Annotated in this window: 16 protein-coding genes and 1 riboswitch; of the genes, 11 read left to right on the plus strand and 5 right to left on the minus strand. The window is 62.6% G+C overall.

Translation table 11 applies throughout. The features are described 5' to 3' along the window. Positions 1-18 precede the first annotated feature (18 nt). The 4 genes from JOH52_RS17010 (at position 19) to JOH52_RS17025 (ending at position 3,748) form a co-directional block, all read left to right on the plus strand. Complete coding sequence (locus tag JOH52_RS17010; RefSeq protein WP_010969305.1) at positions 19-1,140, plus strand: alkene reductase; 1,122 nt, start codon at positions 19-21, stop codon at positions 1,138-1,140. Between the two features lie 72 nt (positions 1,141-1,212). Next, positions 1,213-2,007 (plus strand): aminoglycoside phosphotransferase family protein, encoded by a 795-nt coding sequence (locus tag JOH52_RS17015; RefSeq protein ID WP_010969304.1) that lies wholly within the window; start codon positions 1,213-1,215, stop codon positions 2,005-2,007. Positions 2,008-2,178: 171 nt separating this feature from the next. After that, positions 2,179-2,688: a GNAT family N-acetyltransferase gene (locus tag JOH52_RS17020; protein ID WP_010969303.1), complete on the plus strand. Its 510-nt coding sequence runs from the start codon at positions 2,179-2,181 to the stop codon at positions 2,686-2,688. A gap of 46 nt (positions 2,689-2,734) precedes the next feature. Next, the gene (locus JOH52_RS17025; protein WP_017264193.1) at positions 2,735-3,748 is read left to right on the plus strand and encodes a lytic transglycosylase domain-containing protein; all 1,014 of its coding nucleotides are present in this window, start codon (positions 2,735-2,737) and stop codon (positions 3,746-3,748) included. 329 nt (positions 3,749-4,077) lie between these two features. Here JOH52_RS17025 and gyrA read toward each other — a convergent pair whose 3' ends face one another. Next, positions 4,078-6,873, minus strand: coding sequence for a DNA gyrase subunit A (gene gyrA, locus JOH52_RS17030; protein ID WP_014526751.1), 2,796 nt, complete (start codon positions 6,871-6,873; stop codon positions 4,078-4,080). A gap of 285 nt (positions 6,874-7,158) precedes the next feature. Between gyrA and JOH52_RS17035 the strand changes: the two genes are divergently transcribed. Further along, positions 7,159-7,788 carry a MarC family protein gene (locus JOH52_RS17035; protein ID WP_010969300.1) on the plus strand — a complete coding sequence of 210 codons (630 nt, stop codon included), beginning with the start codon at positions 7,159-7,161 and terminating at the stop codon, positions 7,786-7,788. Positions 7,789-7,853: 65 nt separating this feature from the next. Here JOH52_RS17035 and JOH52_RS17040 read toward each other — a convergent pair whose 3' ends face one another. Further along, a complete protein-coding gene (locus JOH52_RS17040; protein ID WP_003529546.1) occupies positions 7,854-8,378 on the minus strand; it encodes a single-stranded DNA-binding protein in 525 nt (174 codons plus the stop codon). A gap of 286 nt (positions 8,379-8,664) precedes the next feature. Here JOH52_RS17040 and uvrA point away from each other — a divergent pair, with 286 nt between their 5' ends. From uvrA to JOH52_RS17055, 3 genes are all read left to right on the plus strand, one after another. Then, positions 8,665-11,586, plus strand: a complete 2,922-nt coding sequence (uvrA, locus tag JOH52_RS17045; RefSeq protein WP_003529545.1) for an excinuclease ABC subunit UvrA — start codon at positions 8,665-8,667, stop codon at positions 11,584-11,586. A gap of 89 nt (positions 11,587-11,675) precedes the next feature. Beyond that, positions 11,676-12,479 (plus strand): DUF72 domain-containing protein, encoded by an 804-nt coding sequence (locus JOH52_RS17050; protein ID WP_107010497.1) that lies wholly within the window; start codon positions 11,676-11,678, stop codon positions 12,477-12,479. Between the two features lie 895 nt (positions 12,480-13,374). Beyond that, positions 13,375-17,166: a vitamin B12-dependent ribonucleotide reductase gene (locus JOH52_RS17055; RefSeq protein WP_003529536.1), complete on the plus strand. Its 3,792-nt coding sequence runs from the start codon at positions 13,375-13,377 to the stop codon at positions 17,164-17,166. A gap of 153 nt (positions 17,167-17,319) precedes the next feature. Here JOH52_RS17055 and JOH52_RS17060 read toward each other — a convergent pair whose 3' ends face one another. Then, complete coding sequence (locus tag JOH52_RS17060) at positions 17,320-17,958, minus strand: glutathione S-transferase family protein (protein WP_010969298.1); 639 nt, start codon at positions 17,956-17,958, stop codon at positions 17,320-17,322. Positions 17,959-18,148: 190 nt separating this feature from the next. Between JOH52_RS17060 and JOH52_RS17065 the strand changes: the two genes are divergently transcribed. Continuing rightward, a complete protein-coding gene (locus JOH52_RS17065; RefSeq protein WP_010969297.1) occupies positions 18,149-18,307 on the plus strand; it encodes a hypothetical protein in 159 nt (52 codons plus the stop codon). Between the two features lie 1,498 nt (positions 18,308-19,805). Beyond that, positions 19,806-20,177 carry a hypothetical protein gene (locus tag JOH52_RS17070; RefSeq protein WP_003529533.1) on the plus strand — a complete coding sequence of 124 codons (372 nt, stop codon included), beginning with the start codon at positions 19,806-19,808 and terminating at the stop codon, positions 20,175-20,177. A gap of 29 nt (positions 20,178-20,206) precedes the next feature. Here the strand turns inward: JOH52_RS17070 and JOH52_RS17075 are convergent, their stop codons facing one another. After that, entirely contained in the window at positions 20,207-21,187 is a 981-nt protein-coding gene (locus JOH52_RS17075) for a DUF1775 domain-containing protein (protein WP_010969295.1), read from the minus strand. Between the two features lie 92 nt (positions 21,188-21,279). Beyond that, entirely contained in the window at positions 21,280-21,675 is a 396-nt protein-coding gene (locus tag JOH52_RS17080) for a hypothetical protein (protein WP_014526714.1), read from the minus strand. Between the two features lie 156 nt (positions 21,676-21,831). Beyond that, a riboswitch (glycine riboswitch) is annotated at positions 21,832-21,919 on the plus strand. A gap of 142 nt (positions 21,920-22,061) precedes the next feature. On the opposite strand from JOH52_RS17080, the gene gcvT reads away from it, so the two are divergent. After that, positions 22,062-23,201: a glycine cleavage system aminomethyltransferase GcvT gene (gene gcvT, locus JOH52_RS17085; protein ID WP_010969294.1), complete on the plus strand. Its 1,140-nt coding sequence runs from the start codon at positions 22,062-22,064 to the stop codon at positions 23,199-23,201. Positions 23,202-23,214: the final 13 nt, after the last annotated feature.

The raw sequence follows: 23,214 nt of genomic DNA on the forward strand, positions 1-23,214 counted from the left end.
CAATGGAAAGGACAATCCATGGCCTCTCTCTTCGACCCGATCACGATCGGCGATATCAGCCTCAGCAACCGCGTGGTGATGGCACCTCTGACCCGGAACCGTTCACCCCAGGCAGTGCCCAATGATCTTAACGTCGCCTATTACGAGCAGCGCGCATCCGCCGGCCTGCTGATCACCGAAGGGACGGCAATAAGCCACCAGGGCCAGGGCTATGCCGACGTGCCCGGGCTTTACAAACCGGAGGCCCTCGCCGGCTGGCGCAAGGTCACGGATTCGGTCCACAAAGCCGGTGGCAAGATCGTCGTGCAGATGTGGCATGTCGGGCGGATATCCCACGACTCGCTCCAGCCGCAGGGCGGCAAACCGGTCGCCCCTTCGGCTATCCGCGCCAAATCGAAGACCTACCTCGTCAATCCCGATGGGACGGGCAGCTTTGCCGAAACCTCCGAGCCGAGGGCGCTCGAACCGGCGGAGATCGCCGGCATCGTCGAGGATTACCGCAAGGCCTCTCGGGCCGCGATCGAAGCCGGATTCGACGGCGTCGAGATCCATGCTGCCAACGGCTATCTGATCGACCAGTTCCTGCGCTCCGGCTCCAATGAACGCACGGACGCCTATGGCGGCTCGATCGAGAACCGCGCCCGCTTTCTCTTCGAGGTGGTCGATGCCGTTACCAAGGAGATCGGCGCTGGCCGGGTCGGGATCCGCATCTCTCCCGTGACCCCCGCCAACGACGCCTTCGATCCGGACCCGCAGCCGCTCTTCACCTATGTCGTCGAAGGCCTCGCCCGATATCCGCTCGCCTATGTGCACGTCATCGAAGGCGCCACCGGCGGAGCGCGTGACCACCAGCAGGGCGATCGCCCCTTCGACTACACAAGCCTCCGTGCCGCCTACGCAGCGGCCGGCGGCAGGGCGGCCTGGATGACGAACAACGGATACGATCGCGGTCTGGCGCTGAAGACGGTCGAAAGCGGCGAAGCCGATTTGGTTGCTTTCGGCAAACCCTTCATCGCCAATCCGGATCTCGTTCGTCGTTTGAGAGACAACGTGGCCCTGAATGCACCGGACCAGGCGACCTTCTATGGCGGTGGCGCCAAGGGTTATACGGATTATCCGTCGCTCGAAAACGTCGCCTGAAATCGATAAGGAGGAAGGAGCCCCGCCCAATGCGCGGGGCTCCTTGCGCAGCGAATCGATTATGCTGCCCCGATGTTCACGTCTTTCATCGATGAATGGTCTCTCGAGCCCGCGGGCGACCCGATCCTCACGAGGACGAGCCGGCTGCTGCCCGTTCGCTGGCGCGGCCTGCCGGCGATGCTCAAGGTGGCAGACGAGCCGGAAGAAAGGTCTGGCGGGCAGTTGATGCGATGGTGGGACGGTCACGGCGCCGCCCAGGTTTACGCCGCAACCGATAGCGCCATCCTCCTCGAACGGTCGGAGAGCCGCCGTTCGCTTTTTCATATGGCGATGACCGGCAGCGACGACGACGCCACCCGGATCGCCTGCCGCGCCGTTGCCATGCTGCATGCACCACGCCCCTCCCCGCCGGCGGGTCTCGCACCGCTCGAGCGCTGGTTCCAGGCGCTGGCCCCTGCAGCCCGCCTCCATGGCGGTATTCTCAGGACCTGCGCAGACGCTGCCCAACATCTCCTATCCACGCCCGATGTCCCGGTCGTCCTGCATGGAGACATTCACCACGGCAACATTCTCGACTTCGATGCCCGGGGCTGGCTGGCCATAGATCCCAAGGGCCTCTGTGGCGACCGCGGTTTCGATTACGCCAATCTCTTCTGCAATCTGGAGCTTCCCGTCGTAAGCGCTCCGGGGCGCCTAACCAGACAGCTTGCAATCGTCGCCCATGAGGCGCGGCTGGAGCCGAAGAGGCTCCTGCAGTGGATCATCGCCTATGCCGGCCTGTCGGCGGCCTGGTTCCTTGGCGACGGAGAAAGTCCGGAAAGCACTTTAGCAGTGGCCGCGATTGCCGACGCGGAGCTGAGGGGTTAGAGCGGGATGAGGAAAAGTGTGTGCGGTTTTCCGCCCGCATCCCGCTCTCACTTTTTGGAATCGATCACGTTCATGTCTTTAGGTCGACCCGACCTAAAGACATCGTGATCTGGTGGACAAAAAGAGATTCGGCTGTTGAGCTGAAAAGTCCGCTGGACCCGGAGGAAGAGTATGGAGATCAGAGACGCCGCCGAAACCGATCTTCCGGCGATATGCGCGATCTACAATGACGCTGTGGCGAACACGACGGCGATCTGGAACGAGACCCTTGTCGACGTCGCCAATCGGAAGACCTGGTTGAAAGCACGCAATGCTGCCGGCTTCCCGGTGCTTGCCGCCCTTTCCCTTGACGGCGAGGTCGTCGGCTACGCCTCCTTTGGCGAGTGGCGCGCCTTCGACGGATACCGGCACACGGTCGAGCACTCGGTCTATGTGCGGGCGGACCAGCGCGGCGGCGGCATAGGCCGGGCGCTGATGCTCGAGCTCATCGATCGGGCCGAAGCACTTGGCAAGCACGTGATGATCGCGGGGATCGAGTCGGGAAACCTGCCGTCGATCCGTCTCCATGAGCAACTCGGTTTTCGCGAGACCGGCCATATGAAGGAGGTCGGCACGAAATTCGGCCGCTGGCTCGACCTCACCTTCATGCAACTGATCCTGCGCACCGGTTCTCCCGACTGAAAGCTTTGCAGCCCGATTTCTCGTCCGCGACGAAGATGCTATCTATATGCACTCGTTGGTCGCCGAGGGCCGCATGGTCGAGTACGAAAAGGCAGGCACAAGCCGCATCCGGAGCACCCTGAAAGGACATCTGGCACGCGTCGCCGCGGCCGTATTGTCCGTGGTCATGTGTTTTGTCTCCGGCCACTCCGGGGCCGCGGAGGCGCGCACCGACGCGCCGGCTCCGCCGCGGAAATGCCTCTACTCGGGGGTGTCGACTGAAAACCCCTTCCTCCGTCTCTGCATCACCCCCGACAATTTCGCCCGGGACGTCTGCGGCATCATCGAACATTATGCCAAGGCGAACGACCTGCCCGCCGCTTTCTTCGCCCGTCTGATCTGGCGCGAAAGCCTTTTCCAGCCGGACGCCATCAGCCCGAAGGGCGCAGAAGGAATTGCCCAGTTCATGCCCGCGACGGCAAAGCTGCGCGGCCTGTCGGACAGCTTCGACGCGGTGGCGGCGCTGGGCAAATCCGCCGAGTATCTGAGCGAGCTCAAGTCCCGTTACGGCAATCTCGGTTTTGCGGCGGCGGCCTACAATGCCGGCGAAGCAGGCCTGGAGCGCTTCCTGGAAAAAGACCGCTTACCCTATGAAACGCGGGATTACGTGCTGGCGATCACCGCCTATTCCGTCGAAGACTGGCGCGACAATCCACCGAAGTCGCTCAACATCGAACTCGACAAGGACAAAAGCTTCCTCGATGGCTGCGTCGCGCTCGCCAATACGCGGCGCTTGCGCGAGCTGGTTATCGCCGATGAAGCCGTCTGGGCGCCCTGGGGCGTTCAGCTCTCGGCCCACTATCAGAAATCCATGGCGCAGCGGCTGTTCCTGAATGCCGTGAAAAGATTGCCCGCTCCGATCAACAGCGAAAAGGCGGTTCTGGTGCGGGAGCGTAATGCCAGCTTCGGATCCAGGCGCCGCTACGCTGCCCGCATCGGCCGGCAGACGCGCGCCGAAGCCGATCAGCTTTGCGCCGCCATACGAAAAAGCGGCGGCGCCTGCGTCGTTTTCAAGAACTGACGGCGCCTTTCGCCGATACAGCGATGGAACGAGGATGTGCTTGACCTCCTCATCCCTGTGCTCGTCACAGGGATCCAGCCAGGCCAAGTCCTTGGGCTGAAAGAACATTCCCCGCGCCGCAGACGCGGCGCTGCCCTCATCTCTGTGACAAGCACAGAGATGAGGGCGAGGAGAGATTGCAGTCCCGGATACGTTTCCTAGTAGGCCGCGCAGTCGGCACTCGAAGAACTCAAGCCCAACCCCGAGCGCACCTTCTGGGTGACCTTTGCACATATGATAAGGCCCGACGCTGGATAGCCCCGGGCCTTGAAATCTTTCCTGCGCTTAGATCACTCGTCCGGTGTCGACGTGGTGTCCGGCGGCGACTCCGGTTCGGCCATGACGCCTTCGGCACCTACGGCTTCGATCTCCTCGTCGCCATCCGGCTCAGTGATCCGCTCGACCGAAACGACCTTCTCGTCCTTGGCGGTGGAGAAAATGGTCACGCCCTTGGTGGCGCGGCTCGCCAGGCGAATGCCTTCCACCGGGACCCGGATGAGCTGACCTCCATCGGAAACGAGCATGATCTGGTCGTTGTGCTCGATCGGGAAGGCGGCGACGAGTTCGCCGATTTCCGCCGTCTTCGAGGTATCGGTGGCGCGAATGCCCTTGCCGCCGCGGCCTGAAGTACGGAAGTCATAGGACGAGGAACGCTTGCCGAAGCCTTTCATCGAGACCGTCAGGATGAATTGCTCGCGCGCCTTCAGTTCCTCGTAGCGCTCGTTGGTGAGTTCGCCGCCATTGGTGACCTCCTCGCCGACAAGCACGATTTCCTCTTCTTCACCGGTCAAGGCGCGACGCTCCGCGGCCGATCGCTTCAGATAGGCGGCACGCTCCCACGGCTCGGCTTCGACGTGAGCGACGATGGCCATGGAGATGATCCGGTCGCCGTCACCGAGCGAAATGCCGCGAACGCCGATCGAGTTGCGGCCCGCGAAGACGCGGACATCGGCGACGGGGAAGCGGATGCACTGGCCGAGCGCCGTCGTGAGCACCACGTCGTCGAACTCGGTGCAGGTGTCGACCGAGAGGATCTCGTCGCCCTCCTCCTCGAGCTTCATCGCGATCTTGCCGTTGCGGTTGACCTGGACGAAGTCGGAGAGCTTGTTGCGACGGACCGTGCCGCGGGTCGTCGAGAACATGACGTCGAGGTTTTCCCAGGTCGTCTCGTCCTCGGGCAGCGGCATGATCGTGGTGATGCGCTCGCCGGGTTCCAGCGGCAGCATGTTGATCAGCGCCTTGCCGCGCGACTGCGGCGTGCCGATCGGAAGCCGCCAGACCTTCTCCTTGTAGACGATGCCGCGGGAGGAGAAGAACAGAACCGGCGTGTGCGTATTGGCGACGAACAGCCTGGTAACGAAATCCTCGTCGCGGGTGGCCATGCCCGAGCGGCCCTTGCCGCCGCGGCGCTGCGCCCGATAGGTCGTCAGCGGCACACGCTTGATGTAGCCCAGATGGGACACGGTCACCACCATGTCCTCCTGCGCGATCAGGTCCTCGTCGTCCATGTCCGGACCGCCTTCGGCGATCTCGGTGCGGCGCGGCGTGCCGAACTCGTCCCGGACCGCGGTAAGCTCGTTCTTGACGATCTGCATGATGCGGAGCCGGGACGACAGGATGTCGAGGTAATCCTTGATCTCCTCGCCGATCTTGTTGAGTTCGTCGCCGATCTCGTCGCGGCCGAGCGCGGTCAGGCGCTGCAGGCGCAGGTCGAGGATCGCGCGGGCCTGTTCTTCGGACAGGTTATAGGTAGCGTCGTCGTTGATCCGGTGGCGCGGGTCGTCGATCAGCCGGATGAGCGCATCGACGTCGTGCGCCGGCCAGCGGCGCTCCATCAGCTGTTCGCGCGCGGTCTGCGGATCCGGCGCCTGGCGGATGAGCTTGATCACCTCGTCGATATTCGCGACGGCAATCGCGAGACCGACCAGCACATGCGCCCGCTCGCGCGCCTTGCGCAGCAGGTATTTCGTGCGCCGGCTGACGACGTCCTCGCGGAAGGAGACGAAGGCGCGCAGCATGTCGAGCAGCGTCATCTGCTCCGGCTTGCCGCCGTTCAGCGCCACCATGTTGCAGCCGAAGGAGGTCTGCAGGGGCGTGTAGCGGTAAAGCTGGTTGAGGATCACTTCGGCGTTGGCGTCGCGCTTCAGTTCGATGACGACGCGATAGCCCTGGCGGTCGGATTCGTCGCGAAGATCGGAGATGCCCTCGATCCGCTTCTCGCGGACGAGCTCGGCCATCTTCTCGATCATCGTCGCCTTGTTCACCTGATAGGGGATCTCGGTAATGATGATCTGCTCGCGATCGCCGCGCATAGGCTCGATATGGGCACGCCCGCGCATGATGACGGAGCCGCGGCCGGTCTCGTAGGCCTGACGGATGCCCGAACGGCCGAGGATCAGCGCCCCGGTCGGAAAATCCGGTCCCGGAATGATCTGCATCAGCTCCGGCAGCTCGATCGCGGGATTGTCGATCAGGGCGATACAGCCGTCGATCACCTCTACGAGGTTATGCGGCGGGATATTGGTCGCCATGCCGACGGCGATGCCACCGGCGCCGTTGACGAGCAGGTTCGGGAACTTTGCCGGGACGACGACGGGCTCGTGCAAGGTGCCGTCATAGTTGTCGCGGAAATCGACCGTGTCCTTGTCGAGATCGTCCAGCAGCGAATGCGCCGCCTTCTGCAGCCGGCACTCGGTATAACGTTCCGCCGCCGGCGGATCGCCGTCGACGGAGCCGAAGTTGCCCTGACCGTCGATCAGCGGCAGCCGCAGAGACCAGTCCTGCGCCATGCGTGCGAGCGCATCGTAAATCGCCGTGTTGCCGTGCGGATGGTATTTACCCATCACGTCACCGGTGACGCGGGCGCATTTTACGTATTTCTTGTTCCAGTCGATGCCGAGCTCGCTCATCCCGTAGAGGATGCGGCGGTGAACGGGTTTGAGACCGTCGCGCACATCGGGAAGCGCACGCGACACGATCACGCTCATGGCGTAATCGAGATACGACCGCTGCATTTCCTCGATGATGGAAATCGGCTCGATGCCTGGCGGATTTTTTCCGCCGCCGGGGGTGCTTTGCTCAGTCAATGGTGATCACGATCTTTGTTCAGAATCAGTCGGTTTTTTATAGCCGAATGCGGCTCGGAGCGCCAATTTTCGGCCGGTGTTTTGAACAGTCTTTTGCCGCAGGAACAGGCTTTTCTAGGGCAAGGAAAGGAGCTCGCAAGGAAAGCTGCGCGCCTCGGGGATGGCGCTGGTTTAAGCCATTGCGTTGCGCTTGGCTACCCGCTCTTTCCAAGCTCGCACCGCTTGCCTAACAATGCGGGCCACACCACCGGGAATAGCCGGGGTAAAATCCGGAAGGGGACACGGATGTTCGACGTCGATCTCTTGATCAATGCGCTGACGACGCTGCTCGTCACGCTTGATCCGCCCGGCCTTGCGCCGATCTTCCTGAGCCTGACCGTCGGCTTGAGCCGGCAGCAGCGCTTCCAGGTCGCGACCCGCGGCTCGCTCATCGCTTTTTTCATCCTCGCCGCCTTTGCGCTATTCGGCGACGGCATCCTCGGTCTGCTCGGCATCTCGATCGGCGCCTTCCGGATCGCCGGCGGCATGCTGCTCTTCTGGATCGCTTTCGAGATGATTTTCGAGAAACGCCAGGAGCGAAAGGAGAAGGCCGGGGAAACGGCGATCACGAAGGACCACCTCCACAATATCGCGGTCTTCCCTCTCGCACTGCCCCTGATTGCCGGGCCGGGAGCGATCTCGGCAACCATCCTTCTCGGCAGCTCATTTCCCTCGGCACTGGAGCGGGTGCAGCTCATCGTCGTCATCGCCGCATCGATGGCGATACTGTTCCTGGCGCTGGTGATCGCCGAGCGTATCGACCGGTTCCTGGGCGTCACCGGCCGGGCGATCCTCACCCGCCTCCTCGGCGTCATCCTTGCGGCACTCGCCGTTCAATTCGTCGTGGACGGCGTGCGTTCGGCGTTTCAGGTCTGAACGCACAACGAGAACGGCCCGCAACGAAGCGGGCCGGATGGTCTCGGACTGGCTGGCGCAGTCGATCAGAACGGAATGTCGTCGTCGAGATCGCGCGAGAAGTTGCCGCCCTGGTTCGGCTGGTTCGATTGACCGCCCGACCGGGCGCCGCCCGAGGAGGGCCGCGACTGATCGTATTCCTCGTAGCCGCCACCGCCGTAGTCGCTGCCGCCGCGACCTGCGCCGCCGCCCTCGCCTCCGCGACCGTCAAGCATCGTCAGGGTCGAGTTGAAGCCCTGAAGGACGACCTCGGTCGAATAGCGGTCATTGCCGGTCTGATCCTGCCACTTGCGCGTCTGCAGCTGGCCTTCGATGTAGAGCTTGGCGCCTTTCTTCACATATTGTTCGACGACCTTGCAGAGGCCTTCGTTGAAGACGACGACCGTGTGCCACTCCGTCTTCTCGCGGCGCTCGCCCGAATTACGGTCGCGCCAGGTCTCGGATGTGGCAATTCTGAGGTTGGCGATCGGCCGGCCGTCCTGCGTGCGCCGGATTTCCGGGTCGGCCCCGACGTTTCCGATCAAGATCACCTTGTTGACGCTACCAGCCATATCGCTTTTCCCGTTCTTGCCGCCGGACCGCTCGGCCGGCTCTCCAATGTCTCATGAGCAAACACCTTAACGGGCCGCCGCCGCCGATACGCCCCGTATCGCGCATAATCCACAGCTGATTTGGCGTGGATATGGCAGAGTTTGTTCTTTTTTTGTTCTAGTATTCCTCTATGATCCTGTCAACCGAATCGCAATTGAGCCGCCTCTTTTGCCGATTGCGCCTCGACATGGGCGCGGCCGTCATTACATAGGGGGCTTTCAACCGACATACAAAGCTGGCCTTCCGATGAGCGAACTCAAGACCATCTCCATTCGCGGCGCTCGCGAGCACAATCTCAAGGGCATCGACCTTGATCTGCCGCGCAACAAGCTGATCGTGATGACCGGCCTTTCGGGCTCCGGCAAATCGTCGCTCGCCTTCGACACGATCTACGCCGAGGGCCAGCGGCGCTATGTCGAGAGCCTCTCGGCCTATGCGCGCCAGTTCCTGGAAATGATGCAGAAGCCCGACGTCGATCAGATCGACGGGCTCTCGCCGGCGATCTCGATCGAGCAGAAGACCACGTCGCGCAACCCGCGTTCGACTGTCGGAACCGTTACCGAGATCTACGACTATCTGCGCCTGCTCTTCGCGCGCGTCGGCGTGCCCTATTCTCCCGCCACAGGCCTGCCGATCGAAAGCCAGACGGTCAGCCAGATGGTCGACCGGGTGCTGGAGTTCGGCGAGGGGACGCGCCTCTACATGCTGGCCCCGCTCGTGCGCGGGCGCAAGGGCGAGTACAGGAAAGAGCTCGCCGAGTTGATGAAGAAGGGCTTCCAGCGCGTAAAGGTAGACGGGCAATTTTACGAGATTGCCGACGTGCCGGCGCTCGACAAGAAGTACAAGCACGACATCGACGTGGTCGTCGACCGTGTCGTGGTGCGGCCCGATATCGGAACCCGTCTCGCCGACAGTATCGAAACCTGTCTTACGCTCGCCGACGGCTTGGCGATCGCCGAATTCGCCGACCGCCCCCTGCCTCCGGAAGAGACCTCCGCCGGCGGCTCGGCCAACAAGTCGCTGAACGAAACGCATGAGCGGGTGCTGTTTTCCGAGAAGTTCGCCTGTCCCGTCTCGGGTTTCACCATTCCCGAGATCGAACCGCGGCTTTTCTCCTTCAACAATCCCTTCGGAGCCTGCACGACCTGCGACGGGCTGGGCAGCCAGCAGAAGATCGACGAGGCGCTGATCGTTCCGGAGCCGAACCGCACCCTCAGGGACGGCGCCATTGCACCCTGGGCGAAATCCACGTCGCCCTACTACAACCAGACGCTCGAGGCCCTCGGCACGGTTTTCGGCTTCAAGCTCGGCAGCCGCTGGAGCGAGCTTTCCGAGGAAGCACAGGAAGCTATTCTCCACGGAACGAAGGACAAGATCACCTTCCACTATCAGGACGGCGCCCGATCCTACAACACGACGAAGACGTTCGAGGGCATCGTGCCGAATCTCGAACGCCGCTGGAAGGAGACCGACAGCGCCTGGGCGCGCGAGGAGATCGAGCGCTATATGTCGGCGGCCCCCTGCCCCGCCTGTGCCGGTTACCGGCTGAAACCGGAAGCGCTTGCCGTCAAGATCCACGCGCTGCATATCGGCGAGGTCTCCGAAATGTCGATCCGCGCCGCACGCGACTGGTTCGAGGTCTTGCCCGAGCATCTCAGCACGAAGCAGAACGAGATCGCCGTGCGCATCCTCAAGGAGATCCGCGAGCGCCTGCGATTCCTGAACGACGTCGGCCTCGAGTATTTGAGCCTTTCGCGCAATTCCGGCACGCTTTCGGGCGGCGAAAGCCAGCGCATCCGGCTCGCGTCGCAGATCGGCTCAGGGCTGACGGGTGTTCTCTACGTTCTCGACGAGCCCTCGATCGGCCTGCACCAGCGCGACAATGCCCGCCTCCTGGATACGCTGCGGCATCTGCGCGACATCGGCAACACGGTCATCGTCGTGGAGCATGACGAAGATGCGATCCTGACGGCCGATTATGTCGTCGACATCGGCCCGGCGGCCGGCATTCACGGTGGCGAGGTCATTGCGGAAGGGACCCCTTCCGATATCATGTCCAATCCGAAGTCGTTGACGGGGAAATATCTCTCCGGCGAGCTTTCCGTTGCCGTGCCCGGCGAACGGCGCAAACCGAAGAAGAAAAAGGAAGTCACCGTCGTCGGCGCGCGTGCCAACAATCTGAAGAACGTGACCGCGTCGATCCCGCTCGGTGTCTTCACCGCCGTCACCGGCGTATCGGGCGGGGGCAAGTCCACCTTCCTGATCGAGACGCTCTACAAGGCTGCCGCCCGCCGCGTCATGGGCGCGCGCGAAAATCCGGCCGAACACGACCGCATCGACGGCTTCGAGCATATCGACAAGGTGATCGACATCGACCAGTCGCCGATCGGGCGCACGCCGCGCTCCAACCCGGCGACCTATACCGGAGCCTTCACGCCCATTCGCGACTGGTTTGCCGGGTTGCCGGAAGCAAAGGCGCGCGGCTACCAGCCGGGCCGCTTCTCCTTCAACGTCAAGGGCGGCCGCTGCGAGGCCTGCCAGGGCGACGGCGTCATCAAGATCGAGATGCACTTCCTGCCGGATGTCTACGTCACCTGCGACGTCTGTCACGGCAAGCGCTACAATCGCGAGACGCTGGACGTTCACTTCAAGGGCAAGTCGATCGCCGATGTGCTCGACATGACGGTGGAGGAAGGCGTCGAGTTCTTCGCGGCCGTTCCGGCGGTGCGCGACAAGCTGGTGACACTGAACCAGGTGGGCCTCGGCTATATCAAGATCGGCCAGCAGGCGAACACACTTTCAGGCGGCGAGGCCCAGCGCGTCAAGCTCGCCAAGGAGCTGTCGAAACGCTCAACCGGGCGCACGCTCTATATTCTGGACGAGCCGACAACCGGCTTGCATTTCCACGACGTAGCCAAGCTTCTTGAAGTTCTGCATGAGCTCGTCAATCAGGGTAATTCCGTGGTGGTCATCGAGCACAATCTCGAAGTCATCAAGACGGCCGACTGGATCATCGACTTCGGCCCGGAAGGCGGCGACGGCGGTGGCGAGGTCATTGCGCAAGGGACGCCGGAAGAGGTCGTGAAGGAGCCGCGCTCCTATACCGGCCAGTTCCTGAAGGAGCTTCTGGAGCGCCGGCCGGTGAAGAAGGTGGTTGCGGCGGAGTGATGCGTGGCCTCCTGAAAGCGGGTGGCGTCTCTGATTCGCCCCGGCTACAGCGGTTTTGCGTGTCTGAGTGAGCATCGAGGAGGAAGAGGATGGCAGATTCGGGACAGATCCGTGTCGGCATCGGCGGATGGAACTTCGAACCCTGGGAAGGCACCTTCTATCCGGACGATCTTCCGAAAAAGCGGCAGCTCGAATTCGCCGGCAAGGAATTGCGGACGATCGAGGTCAACGGCACCTATTACAGCTCACAGAAGCCGGCGACTTTTGCCAAGTGGGCGGCGGAGGTTCCCGACGGCTTCATTTTTTCGCTGAAGGCCAGCCGCTTCGTGACAAATCGCAGGGTCCTGTCCGAAGCCGGTGAATCCATGGAGCGGTTCCTGACGCAGGGGCTGACGGAACTCGGCGACCGCCTCGGTCCCATCCTCTGGCAGTTCGCGCCGACCAAGAAATTCGATGCGGAGGATTTCGAGGGATTCCTGAAGCTCCTGCCGGAAAAGCAGGACGGCCTGAAGCTCCGCCACGTGGTCGAAGTCCGCAACCCCAGCTTCCAGGTTCCGGACTTCGTCAAGCTCATTGAAAAATACAAGGTTGCCGTCGTTCTCGCCGAGCATGCGGACTACCCGATGATCGCCGATGTCACGGGTGATTTCGTCTATGCACGGCTGCAGAAGGGCAGCGACGAGGTGAAGACCTGCTATCCGCCGAAAGATCTCGATCGCTGGGCCGAGCGGCTGAAGACCTTTGCCGCCGGCGGTGAGCCGGACGACCTGGAGAAAGCTGCGCCGGAACGCCAGCCCGAGATGGCACCCCGCGACGTCTTTGCCTTCTTCATCACCTCAGGCAAGGTCAACGCTCCCAACGGCGCTAGGGAACTGCAGAAACGCGTGGGCTAAGGCCTGTTGAGATTCGGGATTCCCGCCGCGGCTTGTTTGATTACCTCATCCCTGTGCTCGTCACAGGGATCCAGCCAGACCAAGTCCTTGGGCTGAAAGAACGCTTTCCGCGCCGCAGACGCGGCGCTGCTGGATCTCTGTGACAAGCACAGAGATGAGGCAGGAGAGATTGCAGTCCTCCGATACGTTTCCTGAACCTAGGCGCCCCGCAACTAAAATCGTTAACGTGATCGATTCTAATGAGTTAAGACGCGGGGTGCGGGCGCCAGGGGAGTCCCAACGTCGCCCCTCCGAATCACCAAAACGGGCCGCATCACACACCCACCTGATTCGCAATCGCGAGTAGCGCTAGGCCGCGTCTTGTACCCGCTTTTTCATCCATAAAAATTTGAATTTGGGCCTGCCGCTAGCTCATCTTCGCAGGCAAGCGGTGGAAGTCCCTGTTTTTCAACGGATTGATCGATGTCCCCGTTTTCCACAGTCGACCCACACAAGATATAGCGCTCAAACTTCCGTCACAAACCACCCCTTGACGCCCCGAGGCGATTCACGGTTAATGGATTTCACGTTGCGACGGCGGCGGACCGGGAAGTTCAGAGGCCGGTTCACACCCCCAAATCGTCGGTTCCGACATGCGGCCCGGGCGGATGACCCCGAGCGGCTGCAGTGGCGGAATTTTGCGCGAAATTTGGGTCGCTCAAGCGGCATTTCGAGCTGGCGTAAAGAGCCTGTTAATACTATATTTAGTGTTTGCAGCCAGCATCATCACAAGATACAGGATTACCCAGGAGCTGGGTTTCCTCACATCGACAGAAATTTTCAGGCTGGCTGCGAGATCCATCGCGGCCGGGCGAGGTTAACTGCGCTTTAGCGCATGGCAACAAAGGACGGGACAATGAAGATCGAGCGCCGTTTCACGAAGGCAGGGCAATCCGCCTATGCCGAGATTGAGTTCCGCAAGGCGACGAGTGAGATCAAGAACCCGGACGGGTCGGTGGTCTTCCGCCTTGCGGATATCGACGTGCCGGCGCAGTTCTCGCAGGTCGCCGCCGATATTCTCGCCCAGAAATATTTCCGCAAGGCCGGTGTGCCGGCAAAGCTGAAGCGTGTCGAGGAAAACGACGTGCCGTCCTTCCTCTGGCGCTCGGTTCCGGACAACGACGCGCTGAAGGCGCTGCCGAAGGAAGAGCAGTACGGCTCCGAAACCGATGCCCGCCAGGTTTTCGATCGCCTGGCCGGCACCTGGGCCTATTGGGGCTGGAAGGGCGGCTATTTCGACACGGAAGAGGACGCCAGCGCCTTCCGCGACGAGCTCGCCTACATGCTCGCCACCCAGCGCGTTGCTCCGAACTCGCCGCAATGGTTCAACACCGGCCTCCACTGGGCCTATGGCATCGACGGCCCCGGCCAGGGCCATTTCTACGTCGATCCCTTCACCGGCAAGCTGACGAAGTCGAAGTCCGCTTACGAACACCCGCAGCCGCACGCCTGCTTCATTCAGTCGGTCGCGGACGACCTCGTCAACGAGGGCGGCATCATGGATCTCTGGGTGCGTGAGGCGCGCCTCTTCAAATACGGCTCCGGCACCGGCTCCAACTTCTCGCATCTGCGCGCCGAAGGCGAAAGGCTCTCGGGCGGCGGCAAGTCCTCCGGGCTCATGAGCTTCCTGAAGATCGGCGACCGCGCCGCGGGCGCCATCAAGTCGGGCGGCACGACGCGCCGCGCCGCCAAGATGGTCGTCGTCGACATCGACCATCCCGACATCGAGGAATACATCAACTGGAAGGTCAAGGAAGAGCAGAAGGTCGCCGCCCTCGTCACCGGCTCCAAGATCGTCGCCAAGCACCTGAAGGCGATCATGAAGGCCTGCATCAATTGCGACGGCAGCGACGATGCCTGCTTCGATCCCAAGCAGAACCCGGCGCTGAAGCGCGAGATCCGTGCCGCCAAGCAGGCGCTGGTTCCGGAAAACTATGTCAAGCGCGTCATCCAGTTCGCGCGGCAGGGCTATAAGGACATCCAGTTCAAGACCTATGACACGGATTGGGATTCGGAGGCCTATCTCACGGTTTCCGGCCAGAACTCCAACAACTCGGTCTCGATCAAGGACGACTTCCTGCGCGCCGTGGAGGCGGATGGCGATTGGCACCTGACCGCCCGCAAGGACGGCCGCGTCATGAAGACCCTGAAGGCGCGCGACCTCTGGGAGTCGATCTCCCACGCGGCCTGGGCCTCGGCCGATCCGGGCCTGCACTTCAACACGACGATGAACGACTGGCACACCTGCCCGGCTGCAGGCCCGATCCGCGCCTCCAACCCGTGCTCGGAATACATGTTCCTGGACGACACGGCCTGCAATCTCGCCTCGCTCAACCTGATGCAGTTCAAGGATGCCGCGACCAAGCGGATCAATATCGGCGACTACGAGCATGCCGTCCGTCTCTGGACCGTCGTTCTCGAAGTCTCTGTGATGATGGCGCAGTTCCCGTCCCGCGAGATCGCCGAGCTCTCCTACGAATACCGCACGCTCGGCCTCGGCTATGCGAATATCGGCGGCCTGCTGATGTCGTCAGGCATTCCCTACGACTCGCCCGAGGGCCGCGCCATCGCCGGCGCGCTGACCGCGATCATGACCGGCGTCGCCTATGCCACCTCGGCCGAGATCTCCGCAAAGCTCGGCCCCTTCCCCGGCTTTGCGCCGAACCGCGACAACATGCTGCGCGTCATGCGCAATCACCGCCGCGCGGCTCACGGCGAGACCGCCGGTTATGAGGGCCTGTCCGTCAACCCGGTCGCGCTCGTCCACGGCGACTGCCCGGACCAGGATCTGATCGCCCATGCCAAGGGCGCCTGGGACAAGGCGGTCGAGCTCGGCGAGAAGCACGGCTACCGCAACGCCCAGGCCACCGTGATCGCGCCGACCGGTACGATCGGGCTCGTCATGGATTGCGACACGACCGGCATCGAGCCCGATTTCGCCCTGGTGAAATTCAAGAAGCTCGCCGGCGGCGGCTATTTCAAGATCATCAACCGCGCGGTTCCCGAGGCGTTGCGCACGCTCGGCTACTCGGAAAGCCAGATCGCCGAGATGGAGGCTTATGCCGTCGGCCACGGTAACCTCAACCAGGCCCCGGCCATCAATCCCACGACGCTCAAGGCCAAGGGCTTCACCGACGAGAAGATCGAAGCCGTCAATGCGGCGCTTAAGGCTGCCTTCGACATCAAGTTCGTCTTCAACCAGTGGACGCTCGGCGCCGACTTCCTGAAGGAGACGCTGAAGGTCAGCGATGAGCAGCTCGCCTCGATGGACTTCAACCTGCTCGAGCATCTGGGCTTCTCCAGGAAGGACATCGAAGCCGCCAACATCCATGTCTGCGGCGCGATGACGCTCGAAGGGGCACCGTTCCTGAAAGCAGAGCACCTGCCGGTCTTCGATTGCGCCAATCCCTGCGGCAAGATCGGCAAGCGCTACCTCTCGGTCGAAAGCCATATCCGCATGATGGCGGCCGCCCAGCCCTTCATTTCGGGCGCAATCTCCAAGACGATCAACATGCCGAACGAGGCGACCGTCGAGGATTGCAAGAACGCCTACATGCTCTCCTGGAAGCTCGCGCTGAAGGCGAATGCGCTCTACCGCGACGGTTCCAAGCTCTCGCAGCCGCTGAACGCCTCGCTGATCGAGGACGAGGAAGACGAGGACGCGATCGAGGAGCTGATGCAGGCGCCGGCAGCCGCCCAGGCGGTCGCCGTCACCGAGAAGATCATCGAGCGCGTCATCGAGAAGGTGGTGCGCGCCCGCGAGAAACTGCCGAACCGCCGGCAGGGCTATACCCAGAAGGCGATCGTCGGCGGCCACAAGGTGTATCTGCGCACCGGCGAATTCGGCGATGGACGGCTCGGCGAGATCTTCATCGACATGCACAAGGAAGGTGCGGCCTTCCGGGCGATGATGAACAACTTCGCCATCGCCATCTCGCTCGGCCTGCAATATGGCGTGCCGCTCGAGGAATATGTGGAGGCCTTCACCTTCACCAAGTTCGAGCCGGCCGGCATGGTCCAGGGCAACGACGCGATCAAGAACGCGACGTCGATCCTCGACTATGTCTTCCGCGAGCTTGCCGTTTCCTATCTCGGCCGCCACGACCTTGCTCACGTCGACACCTCCGACTTCAGCAATACCGCGCTCGGCCGCGGCATTCAGGAAGGCAAGACCAACCTCGTCTCCACCGGCTGGACCCGCGGCTACAAGCCGTCCATCGTCGGCGGCACCGGCGAGCGCTCCGAACCGAAGGGTGCGTCGACGGCCGCCCCGGCCCGCGCCTCGGCCGGCGCTTCCGTAACCTCGATCTCCGGCAATGCCGTGCGCAAGCTGGAGCCGGCAATCGCCGCCGCCACTTCCGAAGTCGTCGCCTTCAAGCGCGATTACGAGGAACGAGCCGTCGAACTCGCCGAGGAGATTGCCGAAGAGGCGGAACAGGAGGTGACTGCCCTCTTTTCCGACAAGGCCGCGGCAGAGGCCGCTGCGGCGAAGTCCGAGGCAAAGAAAGTCGAAGCCGAACGCCGCGCCCGCTCGATCATGCAGGGCTATACCGGCAACATGTGCTCCGAGTGCCAGAACTTCACGATGGTCAGGAATGGCACTTGCGAGAAGTGCGACACATGCGGCGCCACGAGCGGGTGCAGCTGAGACAGCGGCAGAAGTTGTAGTGTAGTCAGCCATTGGTTACGACGCACAGCCACTGAAATGACGCAGTAATCGATATGGCCGCCTCCCTGGAAGCGGCCATATCTATGTTCTGCACAGGGATATCCGCGGGCTTCACGGAAGAGGAAACTCAGGCTATGCGGGCCGCGTCTCCATCATCGAGCGCCTCACCGACATCCGCGCCCACCACGCCGCCAGCATCTCGTGCTCCCGGAGCATTTCCTGCCCTTCCGGCGCCCTGAGGAAATAGTCGAATATCGGGGCGGCATAGAGGTCGGCGAGCGACATGGTCTCGCCTGCGAGCCATGGCGCCGTTCCCATAATTTCGGAAATCGCCTTGAGGCAGGTCCTTGCTTTCGGCAGCGCAGCGGCGATTGCGTTCTCGTCAGCGGCCGCGCCGCTCGCCGGCTTTGAGACGCGTTCCACGTAGACTCCCCAGACCAGAGTGGGATAGGCGTAGTTGTCGGCGATACTCATCAGCTGGCTGCAGCGGGCGCGCTCCCGCGGATCGAGAGGTTGAAGCCTCCTCCCGTCGAACACGTCATCGACGTAGCGCGTTATCGCGCCGGTCTCGTAAAGCCTGAAGCCCTCATATTCGAAGGCAGGGATGCGACCGAAGGGATGCCGCTCCAGATAGTCCTGTGGCGGGCCATCGCTCGCGAAGATGTCTACGGGGACGAGTTCGTAGTCCGTTCCCTTCTCGGCCAGCGCCAGCCGCACGATCCGCACGTAAACGCTGTACTCCGCTCCGAACAGGCGCGGCCTTCCGGTCATTGCAGCCCTCCCCGTTGCCTGAAGATTTCGACCTGATGATGTAGCACCACTTCCAGGCATCAATGTGCGGACGCGGCAGCCGGCTGTCACTCCGAAAGGAAAAAGCAAAAGAGTCAATGTGAAAGCGATGGACGGGCGGCTCAGGATACCGCAATTTATGCGCGTCTGACGAAGCAGAATCGGAGAGTTCATGCCCCTCAAATATCTGACCGCCCTATTGGCGCTTGCCGTCCTGTCGGGGTGCACCAGCACCGGCGGAAACAACACGACCTATGCTCAGTGGTACGGGCCGAATCCCGTTCCCAATTTCAGCGCCGCGAGCCCCGGTGGTGTTCGCGTAGGCTATTAAGCACCCGGACCGGCCAAGGACGCTCGCGGAATTGCGCAGCGGCCGATGTTCTTCAAGGTGTGGGTGAACCGGTTCCCTGACGGAGGCGGCGCAGTCGCAGCGCCTCCGTTTTTGCCGTGCGAGCCGGCGCCGCCGTTTGGCTCGCAATGGAATTGGCCGCGCAGAGGTGACACTCACCTCGGGAGGTGACACTCACCTCGGGAGGTGACACTCACCTCGGAGGCGGCGATCACCTTGGAGGTGACGATCACCTCGGAGGTGACGATCACCTCGGCGGGACGAGACCTTGATAGTAATCCCCGTCACCGCCGACCACCCGGTCCCCGGTGTGCGAGCACGCCGCCAGCGTGGCGAGTGCGAGCAACAACACGATCTTGCGCATAGGCCCCCGTACCTTTTCTAACAGTTTGACGGCCATTGATATTCTGCCATTCGCGCAGGATCAATTCCCAACCGCGCAATCCACACGGTCCTGCGGCAGCGCTTCTTACACCATCCGGGCTCCTACATCGGTCCCGAGAAATCGGAACCGATTGTCGGAGGCGCGATGCCGCATGCAACGTCTCATCAGCGCTTCGGGGGTATCAAGCCGGGATAGTATTGCCCGTCCCCTCCATAATACCGTTCGGCGCTGGGCGTCGCCGTTTGTGAGCACGCGCTGAGAACGAAGACCGCCACCAACATTCCGATTGCCCGCATAGAGTATGTCCTTTCGCATATAGATTTCCGCAACCGGGTCGCGCCGACGCGCTGCATCGGCTCTCCGTTGCACCTGCAATTGTATATGCGATTCAACCGCCGATGAACACGATTCCGTGATCTCTACCATCAAGTGCAGCTCCCGTATTCCCCCAACCGGCCCACTTGGGTGTCGAACCGGTCAGGTACCGCAAGCCGGTCGCTATGATGGCTGCGCCCGGAGTGAGCGTTGCCGCAGCGGTGCCGACCGCCAGGACGTCACGGGCACGGTGCGCGGGCGCCTCTCGTGAGGCATGCAGCGACAGCCCTCTTGCGATGCGACGGAAGCGGGTTCGTGCGCCGCATTTGGGGCTTCGATTGATGCGTGTCGTTCTTAAAGCCGCTATAGACCTGAGCGACATGCTTCAGAGAGGCGTCGGGGGTACGACGCCGCTATAGTATTGGCCTTCTCCCGTATAGTACCGTTCGGCGCTGGGCCTTCCTGTTTGCGAGCACGCGCTGAGAGCAAAGATCGCCAACAACAATACGATCGCGCGCATAGACTTACGTCCTTTCGTGAGTGAACTTCTTCAATATGACTTTTATGAACTAGATTTTTTCCGGCGCAGAAGCCGCGCCGGTTCTCGGTTACGGCTGCGATTGTACATGCCGTTCAACCGACGGTACACAAAATTGCGCAATGTTCAGCCCCGCAGCCCTCGAATCGTTACGATTTTCCTAAAATCCGATCACCCGATTTCACCTGCTCGCAAGCGCAGTCTGGCACAGGAAAGGATTATCATGCCCGAGGACTGACAGGATGACCCAGGTCGTTACCATCTCCGCGACGACGGCGGCCTATGCGGCGGATGCATTGAAGCCGCCCACGCGCTTGCGTGGCGATGGACCTGCCGACGAGGCAATCACACTGCTTTGCGCGCGCGGCCAAGAGCAGGCGCCGGTCCCGAAGGTCAGAAGCGCGCTGCCGCTGCACCTCATGCTGATCGCTGCAGAGCGCCGTCTGCCGCAACAGACGCAGGCCGAAACGCTGCGCCGCTATCTCGAAAACGCCGAGAACGAGGACGAGGACGGGGGCGGAGGCGATCGCCGGCGGGAAGACAAGCCTGCCGGCGATGAACAGGAACTGGACGAAATCACCGAAATGCTCGACCGGCTCGTTCAGGGATCCTGAGCCGGTCGACGCGCTTTCCTGTCAGTGTTCTATTGATGGCTGTGGCCGGAGTGAGCGTTGCCCGCGGCGGTGCCGACCGGCAGGACATAGTCGACCTCCCCCGCCTTCTCGAAGGTGAGCGTCACGGGCACGGCATCGCCTTCGGCAAAGGGCTTCTTCACCTCCATGAACATGAGATGCAGGCCGCCGCTCTTCAGCTCGACGGTTCCGCCGGCGGGAACGGCAATGCCGTCCTCGAGCTTGCGCATTTTCATGACGTCGTTCTCCATCGTCATTTCATGGAGTTCGACCCGGCCCGCGGCCGGGCTCTCGACGGCAAGCAGCCGGTCGTCGGCACTGCCGCCGTTCCTGACCACGAATCCGCCGCCGCCGACCTTGGCGCCGGGCAGCATGGCCTTCACGGCTCCGCCCGAGATCTCGAGATCGCCGAGCCTCACCGTTTTGGGCGCGGACTGATGATGCCCTCCGTGACCGGAATGCTCGTCGCCCGCCGCCATGGTGACGGTGATCGTCGGCGCCGGATGCTCGAGGGAATGGGCGTCCTCGCCCTCCGCCGCCACCTGATCCCAGACCACCTTGCCGTCGGCGCCGCAAAGCTGCGTCGTCGGAAAGGCAAGCACGGTCTCCTTGTCGAAGCCCGCGAGTTTTCCGCGCACGACGAAGGTGTCGTAATGTTCGTCGGGAAGGTTGCCGCCTTTCCAGCGAATTTCCAAGGGACCGGAGGAAACCTTGGTGCCGTGATCGTCATAGGTTTTCCGGTAGTCGCCCTTGATGATCTCCAGCTCCCAGCCGGGCTTAGGCTGGGGCTTGGCAAAGACGAATCCCTCCGGCAGCTGCACCCGCACTTCGGTCGTCGCCTTGCCGTCGCAGCCATGCGGCACCTGAAGCGTGGCGTTGACGGTCGTTTCGGCCGGCGCGCTGCCCGTCTCGAATGTCGCATGCGCATGGGCGAGCCCTGTGGCGGCGAATGTGAGGCCGGTGGCAAGCAAGGAAAGTCTGATCGTGTTCATGTCGTAATCTCCGAACCACGTGCCGGAACGCGGCCTTCGTGGGTCAATGCCGCATAGCGGCGCAAGAAATTCTGGGTTGGATTCGAGGAGATTTACGGCTGGGCCGGCGGGCCGCGCGGTGGCGGCAGCAGGCGCAGGGGCAGAAGCACCGCCTCGGCGGCGACGATCGGCGTTCCGGCAGTCCAGTCGCCGTTTTCGGCCGGCAGGCTTTCATCGGGCGCCGCCGGCAGGAGCACGGAGGCGGCGAGCCGGCAGGCTTCGCAAACGGGAGCAGATGACGACGACTTGCCGTGGCCGGCGTCATGATCGACGCCGCCCGTGCCGAAGCAGATATCGGCGAAGGTGCCGTCGGGGAGAAGATATTCGCCGGAAATCGCCGGGCCGGCCGCTTTCGCAAGGGCTGGCTTATGGGCGAAGGACAGGAATAGGAGTGCGAAGGCTGCGAGCAGCCGCATCGCAATTCCCCATTTCCGCTCGCGCCCTGTCATGGCCACCTCTCTTCGGTCTTCCCTATCCGCTGCCCAAAGAAATTGCAAAGGCCGATTTTGCCGCACTTGTCGCGGAGGATGAAGTCAGGGCGACAAAAATATGTTTGGTCGCGACATAGGCCCTTGCCAAAATCCGGCCTTCGCCGTTATCTGGATTCGACCTCGTTGGGAGAAACCGGTTCGATCCGGTGCCGAAGGAGCAACCGCCCCGGAAACTCTCAGGCCAAAGGACCAGCAAGGTGCCGGTAGGACTCTGGAGAGAAGCGTTCGCGCTCGCCGAAGGGATAACAATCTCAGGCAAAGGGACAGAGGGGGCTCGAATTTGTCGGCGCATGACGCCGGTATTGTGAGCCGGCGCGAAAACGCGCCAGACCTGGAGGCCGGACTTGGAAGACGTTTCCACCTTGAAACACACGCCTTTGCACGCGCTGCACCTTTCGCTCGGTGCACGCATGGTGCCCTTCGCCGGTTACGACATGCCGGTCCAATACCCGGAAGGCGTATTGAAGGAGCACCTGCATACCCGCGCCGCCGCCGGCCTCTTCGACGTGTCCCACATGGGACAGATCGTCGTGCGGCCGAAATCGGGAAAAATCGAGGACGCGGCGCTGGCGCTGGAAAAGCTCGTGCCGGCGGATGTTCTCGGCCTCGCGGAAGGCCGACAGCGCTACGGCCTCTTCACCAATGCCGCAGGCGGCATTCTCGACGACCTGATGATCGTCAATCGCGGCGATCATCTCTTCCTCGTCGTCAACGCGGCCTGCAAGGATGCCGATCTTGCGCATCTCAAGGACGGTCTCGGCAGCGTCTGCGACGTGACCATGCTGACCGACCGTGCCCTGATCGCCCTTCAGGGACCCCGGGCCGGAGCGGTCCTCTGCGAACTCTGGGCGGACGTCTCGTCGATGCGCTTCATGGATGTCACCGAAGCCGACCTTCACGATGTGAGCTGCATCATCTCCCGCTCCGGCTACACCGGCGAGGATGGCTTCGAGATATCCATTCCCGCGGAAGCGGCTGTGGATGTGACGCAGCGCCTGCTCGAACATCCCGACGTTCTGCCCATCGGGCTCGGCGCGCGCGACTCGCTCCGCCTCGAAGCGGGGCTTTGTCTCTATGGCAACGATATCGACACGAATACGAGCCCCATCGAAGCAGGCCTCGAATGGGCGATCCAGAAAAGCCGCCGCGCCGGCGGTGAGCGCGCCGGCGGCTTTCCGGGCGCCGGCCGGATACTGGCCGAGCTAACCGACGGAGTTTCCAGGCGGCGTGTCGGCCTGAGGCCCGAAGGCCGGGCGCCGGTCCGCGGCAATGCCAATCTCTTCGCCGATGAGGAGGGCAGAACGGCGGCAGGAACCGTCACCTCCGGCGGCTTCGGTCCAAGCGTGGATGGACCGGTCGCCATGGGCTATGTCGACGCCGAGCACGCCGAAGTCGGCACCAGACTGTTCGCAGAGGTGCGCGGCAAATACCTGCCCATCGCCGTCACTGCCCTGCCCTTCATCAAACAAACCTACAAACGCTGATCAGGAGAACCTG

The sequence above is a fragment of the Sinorhizobium meliloti genome (assembly GCF_017876815.1).
Lineage (GTDB): Bacteria > Pseudomonadota > Alphaproteobacteria > Rhizobiales > Rhizobiaceae > Sinorhizobium > Sinorhizobium meliloti.